This is a genomic window from Noviherbaspirillum malthae (genome assembly GCF_015352985.1).
GTDB lineage: Bacteria > Pseudomonadota > Gammaproteobacteria > Burkholderiales > Burkholderiaceae_D > Noviherbaspirillum > Noviherbaspirillum malthae.
Map to the genome: position 1 here is coordinate 29,956 of NZ_JACYXF010000053.1, position 14,515 is coordinate 44,470.

14 protein-coding genes are annotated in these 14,515 nt (G+C 61.5%); 13 read left to right on the forward strand and 1 reads right to left on the reverse strand.

All coding sequences use genetic code 11. The features are described from left to right. Positions 1–138 precede the first annotated feature (138 nt). Both IGW03_RS29250 and IGW03_RS29255 read left to right on the forward strand, forming a co-directional pair. On the forward strand, positions 139–1,092 hold the full coding sequence (locus IGW03_RS29250; RefSeq protein WP_228536174.1) for a TauD/TfdA dioxygenase family protein: 954 nt from the start codon (positions 139–141) through the stop codon (positions 1,090–1,092). 22 nt (positions 1,093–1,114) lie between these two features. Next, on the forward strand, positions 1,115–2,467 hold the full coding sequence (locus IGW03_RS29255; protein WP_194726022.1) for an LLM class flavin-dependent oxidoreductase: 1,353 nt from the start codon (positions 1,115–1,117) through the stop codon (positions 2,465–2,467). A 114-nt stretch (positions 2,468–2,581) separates the two neighbouring features. Here IGW03_RS29255 and IGW03_RS29260 read toward each other — a convergent pair whose 3' ends face one another. Continuing rightward, positions 2,582–3,151: an RBBP9/YdeN family alpha/beta hydrolase gene (locus IGW03_RS29260; protein WP_194726023.1), complete on the reverse strand. Its 570-nt coding sequence runs from the start codon at positions 3,149–3,151 to the stop codon at positions 2,582–2,584. A gap of 103 nt (positions 3,152–3,254) precedes the next feature. Here IGW03_RS29260 and IGW03_RS29265 point away from each other — a divergent pair, with 103 nt between their 5' ends. The 11 genes from IGW03_RS29265 to IGW03_RS29315 all read left to right on the forward strand — a co-directional run bounded on the left by IGW03_RS29265 (position 3,255) and on the right by IGW03_RS29315 (position 14,297). Beyond that, positions 3,255–3,503, forward strand: coding sequence for a hypothetical protein (locus IGW03_RS29265; protein ID WP_194726024.1), 249 nt, complete (start codon positions 3,255–3,257; stop codon positions 3,501–3,503). Between the two features lie 88 nt (positions 3,504–3,591). Further along, the gene (locus IGW03_RS29270) at positions 3,592–5,034 is read left to right on the forward strand and encodes a putative porin (RefSeq protein WP_194726025.1); all 1,443 of its coding nucleotides are present in this window, start codon (positions 3,592–3,594) and stop codon (positions 5,032–5,034) included. Between the two features lie 31 nt (positions 5,035–5,065). Beyond that, the gene (locus IGW03_RS29275; protein ID WP_194726026.1) at positions 5,066–6,154 is read left to right on the forward strand and encodes an ABC transporter substrate-binding protein; all 1,089 of its coding nucleotides are present in this window, start codon (positions 5,066–5,068) and stop codon (positions 6,152–6,154) included. A gap of 27 nt (positions 6,155–6,181) precedes the next feature. Continuing rightward, positions 6,182–7,030 (forward strand): ABC transporter permease, encoded by an 849-nt coding sequence (locus IGW03_RS29280; RefSeq protein ID WP_194726027.1) that lies wholly within the window; start codon positions 6,182–6,184, stop codon positions 7,028–7,030. Positions 7,031–7,318: 288 nt separating this feature from the next. Further along, entirely contained in the window at positions 7,319–8,110 is a 792-nt protein-coding gene (locus IGW03_RS29285; RefSeq protein ID WP_194726028.1) for an ABC transporter permease, read from the forward strand. Next, positions 8,107–9,054, forward strand: a complete 948-nt coding sequence (locus IGW03_RS29290) for an ABC transporter permease (protein ID WP_228536175.1) — start codon at positions 8,107–8,109, stop codon at positions 9,052–9,054. Before IGW03_RS29285 ends, IGW03_RS29290 begins: the two co-directional genes overlap by 4 nt. A gap of 37 nt (positions 9,055–9,091) precedes the next feature. Continuing rightward, entirely contained in the window at positions 9,092–9,943 is an 852-nt protein-coding gene (locus IGW03_RS29295) for an ABC transporter permease (protein WP_194726029.1), read from the forward strand. 26 nt (positions 9,944–9,969) lie between these two features. Next, positions 9,970–10,788 carry an ABC transporter ATP-binding protein gene (locus IGW03_RS29300; RefSeq protein WP_194726030.1) on the forward strand — a complete coding sequence of 273 codons (819 nt, stop codon included), beginning with the start codon at positions 9,970–9,972 and terminating at the stop codon, positions 10,786–10,788. 23 nt (positions 10,789–10,811) lie between these two features. Further along, entirely contained in the window at positions 10,812–11,645 is an 834-nt protein-coding gene (locus IGW03_RS29305) for an NADPH-dependent oxidoreductase (protein WP_194726031.1), read from the forward strand. Between the two features lie 34 nt (positions 11,646–11,679). After that, entirely contained in the window at positions 11,680–12,309 is a 630-nt protein-coding gene (locus tag IGW03_RS29310) for a hypothetical protein (RefSeq protein WP_194726032.1), read from the forward strand. Positions 12,310–12,380: 71 nt separating this feature from the next. Continuing rightward, positions 12,381–14,297 carry an ABC transporter ATP-binding protein gene (locus tag IGW03_RS29315; protein WP_194726033.1) on the forward strand — a complete coding sequence of 639 codons (1,917 nt, stop codon included), beginning with the start codon at positions 12,381–12,383 and terminating at the stop codon, positions 14,295–14,297. Positions 14,298–14,515: the final 218 nt, after the last annotated feature.

Below are 14,515 nucleotides of genomic sequence, written 5' to 3' on the forward strand. Positions count from 1 at the left end.
AACGCAGCAGGAGCGGTTGCGTTCTGCGCACCGTCTTGCCGTTTTATCGCATGGGATCGCACATTCCGCTGGTACACCCCTTGCTCAAATCGCCCTGCATTTCCGTCATTCGACGGAAACAGTCAGGGAGATTCTTCATTGAGCGCCATACTGAATACCAGCTTTGCCAGCCAACCCCTTTTCACTTCCGTCTCCATCGCCGTTCACGAGGCGTCGCATTCGCCGCTTCCACGGCAGCGTGACGATGAGGTAGACATCGTTCCTGCCGGCGAAGGACTCGGCGCTGTCGTTACCGGCCTCGACGTGAACCGTCCCTTGAGCGCCGCGCTGGTGTGGCGCCTCAAGCGCGCGCTGGAAGACCATCACATCCTGATCTTCAAGAGCCAGTCTCTCGATGACCGGGCCTTGCTGGCGTTCGCCACGCACTTCGGTCCGGTGTTTCATTCACAGGCCGATGTGCCGGTACTGGGTTCCTCCGATCATGCCGGCGTTGCGCCGGATGTCGTTCCGGTCTCCAACCTGGACGGCGGCTATACCGGCAACGGCGAATTGAGGCCGCATATCGATCACCAGTGGACGCCGCTGCCGTCGGCGGCGTCGCTGCTGTATGCGGAGGAAGTGCCGCACAAGGGCGGCGACACGACCTGGTTCAATCTTGCGCAGGCGTACAGCGATCTCGACGAGGCGACGAAGCAGCGTATCGACGGCTTGAAGCTGATTACCTACAACCCCTTCGTGCGCAGCCCCGGCCAGACGCGGCCGCTCTACCGCACCCCCGATATCGCTCCGCTGGGACACGGCTTTCCGCATCCGCTGGTGCGCACCCATCCGGGCAGCGGCAGAAAGATTCTTTTCCTTGCCACCCATTCGGAAGTGGAAATTCCCGGATTCGATCCGAAGGAAGGCAGCGAGCTGATCGCAAGTCTGCGCGCCCACATTCTGCAGCCGAAGTACCAGTACACCCACCGCTGGCAGGTCGGCGACATCGTGCACTGGGACAACCAGGCCACGCTGCACGCTCGCACCGGCTTCGATGCAGCGGAACGCCGCCTGCTCAAGCGCGTCAGCCTCGCCGGCGCGCGACCGTTTTGATTTCAAACAGGGAGAACATCGCATGACCCAACGCAAGATGCGCCTTGGCGCCTTCATCATGGCGACCGGACACCATGTCGCCGCCTGGCGCCATCCGGGATCGCAGATCGATTCCGGTGTCAACATCGACCATTACATCGAAGTCGCGCAGACGGCCGAGCGCGGCAAGTTCGACCAGGTATTCGTCGCAGACAGCCCCGGCGTCTGGCACCAGGGGGACGATGAATCGTTCAGCCGGCAGGGGCGAGTATCGTATTTCGAGCCGGTAACGTTGTGGGCTGCGTTGTCGGTGGCCACCAAACATATCGGATTCGTCGCTACCGCGTCGACTACCTATGAAGATCCTTTCCTGCTTGCGCGAAAATTTGCATCGCTGGACCATATCAGCAAGGGGCGGGCCGCGTGGAACGTGGTGACCACGAGTGCCGAGAGCGTGTACGGCAACTTCGGACTCGACCGCCATCCCGACCCTGAGCTTCGCTATGAAAAGGCGCATGAGTTCCTTGACGTGGTCAAGGGTCTCTGGGACAGCTTCGAGGACGACGCGTTCATCCGCAATCCCGAGTCGGGCGTCTATTTCGATCCCGACAAGCTGCATGCACTCAACCACGCCGGCAAGCACCTGAAGGTGTCCGGTCCGCTGAACATCGAGCGTCCGCCGCAGGGCCATCCCGTCATTGTCCAGGCAGGGTCTTCCGAACCCGGACGCGAACTCGCGGCGGCAACCGCGGAAGCCATCTTCACCGCATGGACCAGCCTGGAAGAGGCGCAAGCCTTCTACCGCGACGTGAAGGGCAGGCTGGCGAAATACGGCCGCCGTCCCGAACAATTGCTGATCCTGCCCGGCATATCTCCGGTGATCGGCCGCACGCAGGAAGAGGCGGAAGCGAAATGGGCGGAACTGCAAAGCCTGATCCATCCTTCCGTCGGCCTCGGCACGATAGCCCGTTACTGGCCGAACGAAGACTTGTCGTCCTGGGATCTGGATGCGCCGCCGCCTTACTATCCGGAGCCGCCAGCGGGACGCAACAGCCGCCATCATGTCGTCATTGAACTGGCAAGGCGCGAAAAATTCACGGTGCGCCAGCTTTACGAATACCTCGCGGGCGCTCGCGGCCACTGGGTGGTCGTCGGAACGCCGGAGAAGATTGCCGACGAGATGCAGGCATGGTTCGAGAACGGCGCGGCGGACGGCTTCAATGTCATGCCGCCGGTGCTGCCGCAATCGCTGAATGAGTTCGTCGATCTCGTGATTCCAGAATTGCAGAAGCGCGGATTGTTCCGTACGGAATACGAAGGCCGCACCCTGCGCGAGAATCTGGGACTCGACCGGCCGGTCAACCGCCATACGGTCAAGGCGGCGAAGGCTGCCTGACGCCGGTTATTGCAAAAATAGAAAACGCGGTGCAGACCTGCATGCCCGCACCGCGTTTCTCGTACCGCGCTCCAAGCGCCTTGGCTCAAACGAGTTATTGCAGCGTTGCCTGTATCAGTTCACGGCAATGCGCTCGGCTTCCGCCAGCCTCGCCAGACCGGCAAGCCGGGACAATTGATCAAGCCCGTATTGCCAGTCGCCCAGGCCGGAGTCGGCATTGATATGACCGAGCGCACCGGCATTGACGAAGCCGGCCTGCCACTGGCGCGCCCAGTGGGCGGCACGCTCGCTGCTCATCCAGGGATCATCGGTGCTGCCGATCACCACGGCGGGGAAGGCAAGGCGCACATTGCTCAGCTGCGCGGCCACGCCGAATTTCACCGGGTCGGCGGGCGCCACCAGCAGCGCTCCCGCAATGCGCGAAGCATCGAACCTGGCGCGGTGAACAGTGGTCAGGCAGCCGAAGCTGTGTGCGATCAACAGCGCCGGCTTGCTTGACTGCCGTAGCTCCTGCGCCAGACGCTTCGACCAGACTTCCAGTTCCGGCACATCCCAATGCTCCTGCTCCACGCGCCGCGCATGCGGCAGCTGGATTTCCCGGCGCGATTGCCAGTGTTCCGGACCGCTGCCGTGCAGGCCGGGAACGGTGAGCAGCCGAAAGTCGGCGAAGAGATTTGCGGGCATGTGAAACCTTTGACGGATGAGCGAAGAAATACGACCGCCATTGATCAGGCGGTTTCTCTCCCAGTGTGCTTAGGGTAAGCCAACACGCTCCGCACGAGAACGAATGCTTTCGTACTTGGTTCATCGCTCTATTTATATGGGACCGGCCGCCGTTTTCTTTGCAAATCGATTCTCGTGTCGACTTCCTGTTGCGCAATCAGCAGCATCCTGTGTCGATGTGCTGGCATTCACACAGCCATCGGCGAAAAACGTTCGCGACGGCCGTAAAAACGATGAAAAACGCATGGCATGGATTCTGCCTAATGACAATGCAACGGCAGGCGTCACGCTGCTGAACCCAGGCCGCGGCTAGACGGCGCAGGACAGGCGACTCACGAAGCGACGAATCATGGAGCAGGCCGCAGTGCGGCTCGGCATCACGCACATACAGGGAGTATTGATTGAAGCACGCAGAGAGGAAAAAGGGCAGGGCACTGCTGGGAGCCGGCTTGCTGGCGTTCGCCGGCGCAGGTCACGCAGCGGGACCGAGCAACGAGGAGTTGAAGCGGCAGATCGAGGAATTGAAAGCAGTGGTCAACAGCCTGCAGCAGCAGGTTCAGTCTCAGCAGAGACCGGCTGCGCAGGAAAGCGCAACGGCCGCCGAAGCACTGACGCCAGGCCTTGCCGCTGACAAGCCGGAAAGTGCAACCAAGGCCGATATCGACGGCCTGCGCACTGATCTTGAGAACTACAAGTACGAGCAGCGCCGCAGCCGAGAGACCAAGACCGCACTGACGACACGCGGCACCACCATCGGCGGCAGCGTGCAGGTGCGTGCCGCTGCGCAAACTCCAGGCACGCGCACCGGCAGCTCGTCTACAGTTACAGACCGCAATTCCAGTTTCGACATCTCCCAGGGCACGCTGAACTTCAGCGGCAGCCTGTACCGCGACTATTCCGAAGGCCGCAACCTGGATTACCGTCTCGCTTTCGCGTATGCGAAGAACAATCCGGCCACCGACGGCAGCCAGTTCAATGTGACCGATGCCTTCGTGCGTTACAGCCCGTTCCCGACACTGACGGGGCTGGAAGATCCGCGCCTGACGCTCACTTTCGGCCAGCAGCAGATTCCCTTCGGGCTCGAGGCGCAGATCGGCGAGGAACTGCGGCCGGTGATCAACAACGCCCAGTTCCTGAGCGGTCTCGGCGTCGGGACGCGCCAGATCGGTTTCATCGTGCGCGGTGACTACGATCCGTATGTTGACTATGGTTTCAATTACCGCGCACCGCTGCTCGAATATGCGGTCGGCATCGTCAACGGCAGCGGCCCGAACAAGTCGGACGACAATAATGCCAAGGACTGGATCGGCCGTCTCGCTTACACCTTGCCGGTGGATTACAACAGCCCGTTCCGCGAACTGAAGTTCGGCGTATCCGGCTATAAGGGCACGAAGAACCTGACGACCGGCACCACCACGGTGGTGGGCCAGGGCAAGCGCGATCGCTACGGATTCGACATCTATTACAACCATGCACCCTTCGGCATCACCTATGAATATGCGGAAGGACGCGATGGCGTGCTCGGCGCCGGCCCGGAGCTCAAGGCGCGCGGCCAGTACCTCACTGCCTTCTACACCTGGGGCGAGCAGTGGGTCGCCAGTTCGCGCGCCCAAGCCAAGTACGACGACTACTGGCCGAAGTCCTATCAGCTGTTCGCACGCTTCGACACCTTCGATCCCAACGTGCGGGCCGCCAACGACAAGGTCAAGGTTTATACCGCCGGCTTCAACCTGTTCTTTGCAGAGACCACCAAGTTCCAGATCAATCTGAACCGCTACAAGTACGAGACCCCGGCGCAGCAGGCCGTCAATGAATTGCTTGCGCAATTCCAGTTCGGATTCTGATCAGTTTTGCATTGTTTGAATGGATATCGACATGAACAAATTCAGCATTACACGAATTGCATCTATTCTGGGCGCGGTCATCTTTGCTACCGGCGGCATGCTGGCGGCTCCTGCATCGATCGCTCAGGACAAGCCCAAGGTCATCCGCATTGCCTATTCCGGCGCGGGCACCGGCGGCCGGCCGCTGACCGGCGGCACCGTGATCTCCACCGCACATCAGCAAGGCGCGCTGGAAAAGGAGTTTGCCAAGGATGGCATCAAGATCCAGTGGACATTCAATCCCGGCGCCGGCCCGGCGACCAATGAACAGCTGGCGAACGGCCTCGCCGACTTCGCCCACCATGGCGACCTGCCCATTATCATCGGCCGCTCGACCGGCTTGCGCACGAAGATCTTGTTTTCGTACACCCGATTCGGCGGCAATTACATCACCGGCCCGATCGACTCTCCGGCAAAAAGCCTGGAAGACTTGAAAGGGAAACGTCTCGCGGTATTCAAGGGGACGGCAAGCCAGCTGACGCTCGGACGCATCCTGAAGAAGCACGGCCTGACCGAGAAGGACTTCAAGACGCTCAGCATGGATGGCGACACCCTGCGCGCGGCCATTGCCACCAAGGACGTCGACGGCGGCGTGATCGCTCCCTTTGATCTTGAGGCACGCGGCGTGGGCAAGGTCATCTATGCAACAGGTCCTGATCCTGAACTGTCGTCGCAGGGAGTGTTCTGGGTGTCGGAAGATTTCGAGAAGAAGTACCCGGACATCGTTCAGCGCGTGGTGACGACGCTGATCAGGGTGGCCGCATGGAGTTCGGATGAAAAGAACCGGGATGCGCAGTACAAGCTCTGGTCCAACTCCGGCACCAGCTACTACGAGTACCAGAAGACCTTCGGGGATATCCCGCTCAAATGGCGCCTGTCGCCGCTGCTGGATGAATATTTTGTCGAGAACCTGAAGAAATCGATCCAGCAGGCCAAGGAATTCAAGCTGATCCGGCGCGATATCGAGGTCAACGGCTGGCTGGCGCCGCAGTACCTGAATACGGCGCTGCAGGAATTGAAGCTAGACGGCTACTGGCCGGAGTTCGACGCGGCCGGCAAGCCCAAGGCTTCGCCGAAGTGATACCGACCAGCACCGACACCCATTGACATGAATACCGTCTCGTCCACCCGCTATCTGCCCGGCCAGGCCGCAATAACGACACCGGTGTCGTGGCGTGCCTCTGCCGCTTCGTTCGCTCGACGTCTTGCCATGTTTGCCAGCGGGTTGCTGCTGCCGCTCCTGTTGCTCACGATTTGGCAGCATGCGGTCGATGAACGCTGGCTGGCCGAACAGATCCTTCCACCGCCATCCCTCGTCTGGCAATCGCTTGCGGAACTGTGGAGCAGTGGCGAGCTCGCTTCGCATCTCGGCATCAGCCTGTCGCGCTTCGGCTGGAGCCTGCTCATCGGCGGCAGCAGCGGTTTGCTGCTAGGGGTGATGATGGGCATTTCGCGTTCGGCAAGGGCTTATCTGTATCCCGGTTTTTCGCTGTTGTCGCAGTTCCCGGTGGTGGGCTGGATTCCGCTGCTGATCATCTTTGCAGGCATCGGGGAGGCACTGAAGATTTCGGCAATTTCCATTGCCGTGGTTGTGCCCGTCGCGGTCAACACCTACAAGGGTATCGCCAATATCCCGCGCGTGCTGCTTGAAGTAGCGAAGGTGTACCGCTTCAACGGCCTGCAGGTGGTGGGGAGGGTGGTCCTGCCGGCGGCGTCCGCCAGTATTTTCAACGGTCTTCGCCAGGGCGTGATGCAGGCCTGGCTGTCGCTGGTGTTTGTCGAATTGCTGGCGTCCAGCGAAGGCATCGGTTACCTGATGGTTTGGGGAAGGCAGTTGCTTCAGCTTGATATTGTCGTGGTGGCGATGATCGTGATTGGCGCGGTGGGCTTGCTGATGGATCGGGTGCTTGGCTTGCTGGAGTCGCGGCTGCAGGGATGGAGGCGGGCGGCGTATTGAGTCAACAGCCTGAAGCTGCAACGGAGAACGAAACCCCTCTCCCGCAGGCGGGAGAGGGGCAGGGGTGAGGGAGATTGCCGAGACCTCATGAGGTTGTGCGGTGCCCCTCATCCCCAGCCCTCGCTCCGCGCCCCACGACTTGGCTTGCAAGCCAAGTCGGCTACGGCAGCGCAAACCAGTGGTTTGCGACGTCCTGCCTGCGCCTCGCCTGCGGGAGAAGGGAGCCAATCCGCATCGCCAGCATATCGGCAGAAAAATTTTATCTATCTTCGTTTTAAAGAATTGCCAATGAAACGCATCTCGCTACGTCCTCTGCTCGGCACCTACGACTTCCGCGGCCTGGCCCTGCCACTGATCCTGCTAGCCACCTGGCAGACCATCACCGCCGCCGGCATCGTCGACACCAAACTCATCGTGCCGCCGGCCAGGGTTATCGAAACCGGCTGGAACTACCTGACCAACGGCCAGTTCTTCAACGGCCTCAAGGCCAGCCTGCTGCGCGATCTCGCCGGCTTCGCTCTCGGCAGCATCGCCGGAATCCTGTTCGGCGTGCTGCTCGGCGTGTCGCGCTGGGCCGAGCGGCTGATCGGACCGACCTTTCATACGCTCAAGCAGATTTCCCTGTTCGCTTGGCTGCCGCTGATGTCGGCATGGCTGGGCAGCGGCGAGCCGGCGAAGATTGTGTTCATCGCCATTTCCGCGTTCTATCCGGTGGCGCTCAATACCTTCGAAGGCGTGCGCAGCGTCAATCGTGCACAGCTTGAGGTGGCAAGGGTGCTCGGATTCAGCCGCATGCAGCTTGCATTGCGCCTGATCCTGCCGGCGGCGGCCCCGCAAATCGCTACCGGGCTGCATCTCGCGCTGCTCTACGCATGGCTGGCGACGATAGGCGCCGAATACCTGCTCGGGTCTTCTTCCCAAGGCATAGGCAGCGTCGTCATTCGCGGCAAGGCCGCATTCAACGTCGAGCTGATCCTGTTCGGCATGCTGGCCATCGGCCTGGTAGGCGTGCTGCTCAACAAGCTTGCCACGCTGATCGAGCAACGCGTGCTGCACTGGCGCGGACCGGCAAACCAATGATGAACCATGTCGGCCGGCAGGCCATTATCCCTACCAACCCTTACGCGACCATCGTCATGTCTTCACTACCTCTCGCCCGTATTCCCGCAGATGTCGCGGGCAGCATCACGCCTAAGCCTTCATCCGCTTCACAGAAGACTGATGGAAAGACCTCTTCCGCCGTCAACCGGCATGCGGCATGGTATGCACGCCTGAAGCGATTTGCGCTGTCATGGCCGTTCCCGCTGGCGGTGCTTCTGGTCTGGTATATCGCCGCCGACCAGGAATGGGTGCCGGCGCAAATCCTTCCGCCGCCGGCCATGGTCGCGAACACATTCTACGAACTCATCCAGAGCGGCGAGCTGCCCGACAACACCTGGATCAGCCTCTGGCGCGTGGTGGTCGGCTTCGCTGCAGGCGGCGCTGCCGGACTGGTGCTCGGCGTGCTGATCGGCCTGTCGCCGGTCGCCAAGGATTACCTGTATCCGACCTTCCGCATCATCGCGCAGGTGCCGTCCATCGGCTGGCTGCCGCTGCTGATGATGCTCGTCGGGATCGAGGAGGCGCTGAAGATCATCCTGATTTCCAAGGCCGCCTTCGTGCCGATCACGCTCAATACCTACAAGGGCATTCAGAACGTGTCGACGCGCTTCATCGAAGTGGCCAAGGTGTACCGCTTCACGCACTGGCAACTGCTTTCCAAGGTGGTCTTTCCCGCCGCCTTTCCGCAGATATGGAGCGGCGTGCGTTACGGCCTTACCCATGCCTGGCTGGCGCTGGTCGCCGTCGAGCTGCTGGCGTCGTCGGAAGGGCTGGGTTTCATGATCGTCTACGGACGGCAGCTTTATCAGCTCGACGTGGTGCTGGCCGCAGTGATCGTCGTCGGCGCCGTCGGCTTCGTCCTCGACAAGCTGCTGGCCGTGATCGAAGCACGCCTGCTGCGCTGGCGGCGAGAAGGCTTCTGAGCAGCGTCTACATCAACTTCATTGCACGAGAATGACCATGACGACATTGACCCAAACGCATGCTGCACCAAACACGGAATACAAGGCTGCAAAACAGGAAGGAGAGTACGGCCGCCGCTTGCCGTGGCGGCGCTTCCTGCGCGGCGCGGCGCTGCCCGGCTTGCTGCTCCTCCTTTGGTGGGCCGCATTTCGCTTCGAGTGGACCGATTCGCCGATGCTGGTGCCGATCAGCAAAGTCTGGGACACGGCGGTACGCATGTGGGACAGCGGCCATCTATGGAAGTCGCTGGGTGCTTCGCTGGCGCGCGACCTGGCCGGCTTCACGCTGGGGACTACGGTCGGATTGCTGGTCGGCGCCGCCCTCGGGTTGTCGCGCTTGATGGAAAACCTCGTCGGGCCGACGCTGCATACGATCAAGCAGGTCTCGCTGTTTGCCTGGATCCCGCTGATTTCGGTCTGGTTCGGCCTGGGCGACACGGCGAAAGTCGTTTTCCTGTCGCTGGCAGCGTTCTTTCCGGTCATGCTCAATACCTTCGAGGGCATACGCAGCGTGCCGCGCGAGCTGATCGAAGTGGCCAGGGTGTTTTCGTTCAGCCGCACGCAGCTGCTGCGCCGCGTGGTGCTGCCGGCCGCCATGCCTTCCATCTTCACCGGTGTCTATCTTGCGCTCATCTATGCCTGGCTGGCGACGCTCGGCGCGGAATACCTGCTGACCTCGGGCATCGGTATCGGCAACCTGCTTACCGATGGACGTGAGCATCTCTGGATGGACCAGGTGCTGCTCGGCGTGGTGATCGTTGGCCTCGTCGGCTTCGCGCTCAACCTGATCGCTACCCGGATCGAAGCCCGCCTGCTGCGCTGGCGCGGCACATCGACGGCCCAATACTGAATCTACTGAAACTCAAGGAGGACCATATGGCACACGCAGCCACGCTGGAGATCAGGAATCTCAGCAAGCAGTATCAAGTGAAGGGTGAATCCCTGCCGGTGCTGGACAACATTTCGCTGTCCATCAAGCCGGGTGAATTCGTCAGCATCGTCGGCTCGAGCGGCTGCGGCAAGTCCACGCTGCTGAGGCTGGTCATCGGCCTCGAGGACGATTACCGCGGCGAGATCCTGCTGGACGGCAAGCGCATCGTCGGCACCAGCCTAGAGCGCGGCATCGTGTTCCAGGAACATAGACTGTTTCCCTGGCTGACGGTGGAGCAGAACGTCAGCCTCGGCTTGCTCAACGCCGGTCTGCCCGAGGACCAGAAACGCAAGTCGGTGCAGGAGCATATCGAGCTCGTCGGCCTGAAGGGCTTCGAGTCCGCCTACCCCTATCAGCTGTCGGGCGGCATGTCGCAGCGCGTGGCGATTGCGCGCGCGCTCGTGAACCGGCCGGAAGTGCTTCTGCTTGACGAGCCCTTTGGCGCGCTCGATGCGCTGACCCGCAGTCATCTGCAGCAGGAACTGCAGCGCATCTGGGAACAGGAAGGCATCACCGCGATCCTGGTCACGCATGATGTGGAAGAGGCCGTCTACCTTGGCGACCGCGTGGTGGTGATGCAGCCGCGTCCCGGCCGCATACGCCGCATCGTGGACGTGCCGCTGCCGCGCCCGCGCGACCGGGGCAGCTATGCCTTCGCCGAAATCAAGGATGATGTGCTGGCCGAGTTTTCCGATACGCCGCGTGTCGAGCTGCTGCAGCCAGCGGTGCAGCGAACCGTCGCCGACTGGCAGTTTTCCTGGTAAGACAACAATCCACTCAGTTCATCATGGCCGACCCCTACGAACTCCTGAAAGCCCGCTATGGCGCGGGGCAAGACGCACCGTCCATTGCCGGCGCATCGCTCAATCCGGTATTGGAAACCCTGTTTGCCCACCGCTCGGTGCGCGCCTTCCTGCCCGATCCGCTTGATCCGGGCACCTTAGACCTGCTGATCGCGGCGGCGCAGTCGGCGCCGAGCTCGTCCAACCTGCAGGTGTGGAGCGCGATCGCGGTGGAGGATGCGTCTCGCCGCGAACGCCTGTCGGTGCTGGTCGGCAATCAGAAGCAGGTCAGGGAAGCGCCGCTGTTCATTGCCTGGCTGGTCGACCTGTCGCGCCTCCAGCGCATCGCACAGCAGCGCCATCAGCAGCTCGACGGCGTGCACTATCTCGACACCTTCCTGATGGGCGTGATCGATGCGGCGCTCGCCGCGCAGAATGCCGTCAATGCCGCCGAGTCGCTCGGACTCGGTACCGTCTACATCGGCGCACTGCGCAACAAGCCCGAGCAGGTCGCCGCCGAACTCGGCATACGCCCCGGCGACAGCGTCTATCCGGTGTTCGGCCTGTGCGTCGGCCGTCCCGACCCGGACCGCCCGTCGGCCATCAAGCCGCGCCTGCCGCAGTCGTCGGTGCTGTACCGCGAGCAGTATGCGCCGGCGCCGGTGGAGCAGGAAATCGGCAGCTATGACGAAGCGATGAAGGCCTTTTATGCGGAGCAGGGGATGCAGGCCAGCGTGTGGAGCGAGCATTCGGTTGCCCGCCTGCGCGCCGCCGAGGACCTGAAAGGACGGCATCGCCTGCGCGAGGCGCTTGAAGGGCTGGGATTTGCATTGCGATAAGCGACTTTTGTTTTCCCCGGCCACGAGCGAAAGAATGCATGTTGCCATCATGGCATGTGCGTTCGCCTGCCTGCTTTCTTCATGTACTGCCCGCCGGATCCTGCCGCCGGCAGGACAATCACCTGCGGTGCTCGGCAATGGTGCCGTTCTGCTGGTGCCGCCCGCCGGAACGGGATGGCGCCTGGTCCTGCAGGATGGAAGAGAAGTGCTATATCGCAAGAATGCAAGCTCGGCCGACGCGTCGCCGGACCCGCATCCTTACATCATCACCGCCGGTGCGGCGCTATTTAGCCGCGACCTGCTGCCGAATCGGCAACATGGCCTGAGTCCGGAAGATGTACGCCGTTTATTGTCGGCACAAATGAACAATTTCCGCCGGGAGATGGTCGAACTCGACGCCAGCGCCGCTGCGCCCGACCGTTTCCCCGGCGTGCAATGCATCAGCTACCGCGCCGTGCAGGTCGACCGCTATCTTCCGGAATCCACCGAACCGCGATACCGGTTCAGCCATCGCGGCCTGTTTTGCCGGGTACCGGACTCTTCCTTGCAGATCGTTCAACTATTCCATACCGAACAGTTTGCGCAGGCATGGGAGCCGCCTCCGGCGAGAGCGAGCCTGAACGAGGCCGACGCATTTCTGAGCAATGTGCGTTTCGGACAGTGACCAGTGAAAGGTGGCGCCGAACGCGGCATGCCCACCATTGCGCTTATCCAGCGCCCAGATAGATAGACAGAATGACATCAAGCAGTACCACGCCAGGCAATGCCGACACCATCCAGCGCGCACCCGATGCGCCTTCCCTGCCAAATACGCCGCTGCGCTTCATCCTCCACTTCGTCGCGCGCTACCGCTGGGCCTATCTTGCGCTGGTGCTGTTCGAAACCGGACATTCGGTCTGCGGCATCATGATTCCCTATGCGCTCAATTCCATCGTCAAGGGTGTGGCGGGCGCTACCGGCCATTCGATGGCCATGGTCGACGCCATGCGTGGTCCCTTGCTGCTGTTCGTCGCCTTTTCGGCCGGCGAACTGCTGTTCGGGCGCATGGCCGGCGGCATCCATATCCGGCTCGGGCCGCGCCAGCGGCAGAACGTCACGCGGTCGGTGTACCACTATCTGCAATACCATTCGCACCGCTATTTCAGCAACAACTTCGCCGGCGCGCTGGCCCACCGCATCAGTGAAACCGCGATGGGCGTCACGCAAACGCTGTGGTCGGTGATTACCGAATTCTGGCCTGTGGCCATCGTGTTCGGCGTGTCCATCGTGCTGCTTTTCCGTGCGCATGCAGAATTGGGGCTGTTCGTCGGCGCATGGGCCTTCTTCTTCATCGCCATTTCCTATGCGCTGGCGCGCCGCTGCCAGCCGCATGCGTTGGGCGCCGCCGCCGCACGCAGCGAAACCACAGGCAAGCTGGTCGATTCCGTGACCAACCTGACCAGCGCCCGCCTGTTCGCGCGGCTGGACCATGAACGCGAACTGCTGGCGGAAACGCAGAAGCATGAACTGCGCGCGGTGCGCAGATCCAACGGCTACAACGAACGCGTACGCTGGTTCCAGTTCTCGGCTGCCGCAGTGCTCAAGGTCGGCGTGCTGTACTACGCAATGACCCTCTGGGGAAAAGGCGAGATCGGAGTCGGCGACTTCGTGATGGCGGTCAGCCTGTCGCTTTTGATCATCAATGAAGCCCGCAACCTGAGCCGGCGCTTCCTGGAGTTCTTCGAATATGTCGGCAATGTCGCCAACGGCGTGCAGACCATCGTGCGATCGCATGAACTGGTCGACAAGTCCGAGGCCGTGTCGCCTTCCATCCGGCGCGGGGAGATCGAGTTTCGTAACCTGGAGTTCGGCTATCACCCCGACCGGAAGATCTTCGACAAGCTCAACGTGCGCATTCCCGCCGGCCAGCGCGTGGGGCTGGTGGGCTTTTCCGGTTCGGGCAAGTCCACGTTCGTCAGCCTCATCCTGCGCCTCTACGATGCACAGCGCGGCGGCATACTGATCGACGGCGTCGACGTACGCAACATGCGGCAGGATGCGCTGCATGCACAGCTCAGCCTGATTCCGCAGGACCCAAGCCTGTTCCACCGCAGCCTGATGGAAAACATCCGCTACGGCAGGCTGGATGCGAGCGACGAAGAGGTGATCGACGCGGCTAAGAAAGCACATGCGCATGAATTCATCATGCAGATCGGCGAGCAGTATCAGTCGATGGTAGGCGAGCGCGGCGTCAAGCTCTCCGGCGGACAGCGGCAGCGGATCGCGATTGCGCGCGTGATCCTGAAGGATGCGCCCATCTTGATCCTGGACGAAGCAACGTCAAGCCTTGATACGGTCACGGAAAAGGCGATCCAGGACACGCTCGATGAGGTCATGCTCGGCAAGACGGTGCTGGTGGTGGCGCACCGGCTGTCTACGATCGCGCATCTGGACCGCATTCTTGTTTTTGACAATGGCCGCATTATCGAAGACGGCAGTCATGCGGAATTGCTGGCGATGCGCGGGGCTTATCATCGACTTTGGAATAAGCAGTCGGGCGGGTTTTTGCCGGAGAGGGCGTTTGGGGAGGGTGACCTCATGTTTGGCACAGCGCTGACTGCTATCGATACGGAGAAGGAGAGCCTTGATCCGGCAGTTGAGCAGGTGAGATAAAAGTCTCTCGATGGCCCGCATCTCCCAATGCTTGGCTAACACCTTGTAGTTCCCTCCCCTTCAAGGGGAGGGTTAGGGTGGGGATGGGTTTGAAGTACGCGAATAAACATCCCCACCCTAACCTGTAGTAGTTCAGACTTGATCTGACAGCAAGGCCTTGCCAAAGGGTGGGGTTACCCGGTTTGATAGAGGTGCGAATCTTTATGAAACCAGCGCGC

What these genes read in the sequence shown, in the direction of transcription:
- IGW03_RS29255 (WP_194726022.1), top strand. Translation starts at nt 1,115, where the DNA reads ATGACCCAACGCAAGATGCGCCTTGGCGCCTTCATCATGGCGACCGGA.
- IGW03_RS29260 (WP_194726023.1), bottom strand. Translation starts at nt 3,151, where the DNA reads ATGCCCGCAAATCTCTTCGCCGACTTTCGGCTGCTCACCGTTCCCGGC.
- IGW03_RS29265 (WP_194726024.1), top strand. Translation starts at nt 3,255, where the DNA reads ATGCTTTCGTACTTGGTTCATCGCTCTATTTATATGGGACCGGCCGCC.
- IGW03_RS29275 (WP_194726026.1), top strand. Translation starts at nt 5,066, where the DNA reads ATGAACAAATTCAGCATTACACGAATTGCATCTATTCTGGGCGCGGTC.
- IGW03_RS29280 (WP_194726027.1), top strand. Translation starts at nt 6,182, where the DNA reads ATGAATACCGTCTCGTCCACCCGCTATCTGCCCGGCCAGGCCGCAATA.
- IGW03_RS29285 (WP_194726028.1), top strand. Translation starts at nt 7,319, where the DNA reads ATGAAACGCATCTCGCTACGTCCTCTGCTCGGCACCTACGACTTCCGC.
- IGW03_RS29290 (WP_228536175.1), top strand. Translation starts at nt 8,107, where the DNA reads ATGATGAACCATGTCGGCCGGCAGGCCATTATCCCTACCAACCCTTAC.
- IGW03_RS29295 (WP_194726029.1), top strand. Translation starts at nt 9,092, where the DNA reads ATGACGACATTGACCCAAACGCATGCTGCACCAAACACGGAATACAAG.
- IGW03_RS29300 (WP_194726030.1), top strand. Translation starts at nt 9,970, where the DNA reads ATGGCACACGCAGCCACGCTGGAGATCAGGAATCTCAGCAAGCAGTAT.
- IGW03_RS29305 (WP_194726031.1), top strand. Translation starts at nt 10,812, where the DNA reads ATGGCCGACCCCTACGAACTCCTGAAAGCCCGCTATGGCGCGGGGCAA.
- IGW03_RS29310 (WP_194726032.1), top strand. Translation starts at nt 11,680, where the DNA reads ATGCATGTTGCCATCATGGCATGTGCGTTCGCCTGCCTGCTTTCTTCA.
- IGW03_RS29315 (WP_194726033.1), top strand. Translation starts at nt 12,381, where the DNA reads ATGACATCAAGCAGTACCACGCCAGGCAATGCCGACACCATCCAGCGC.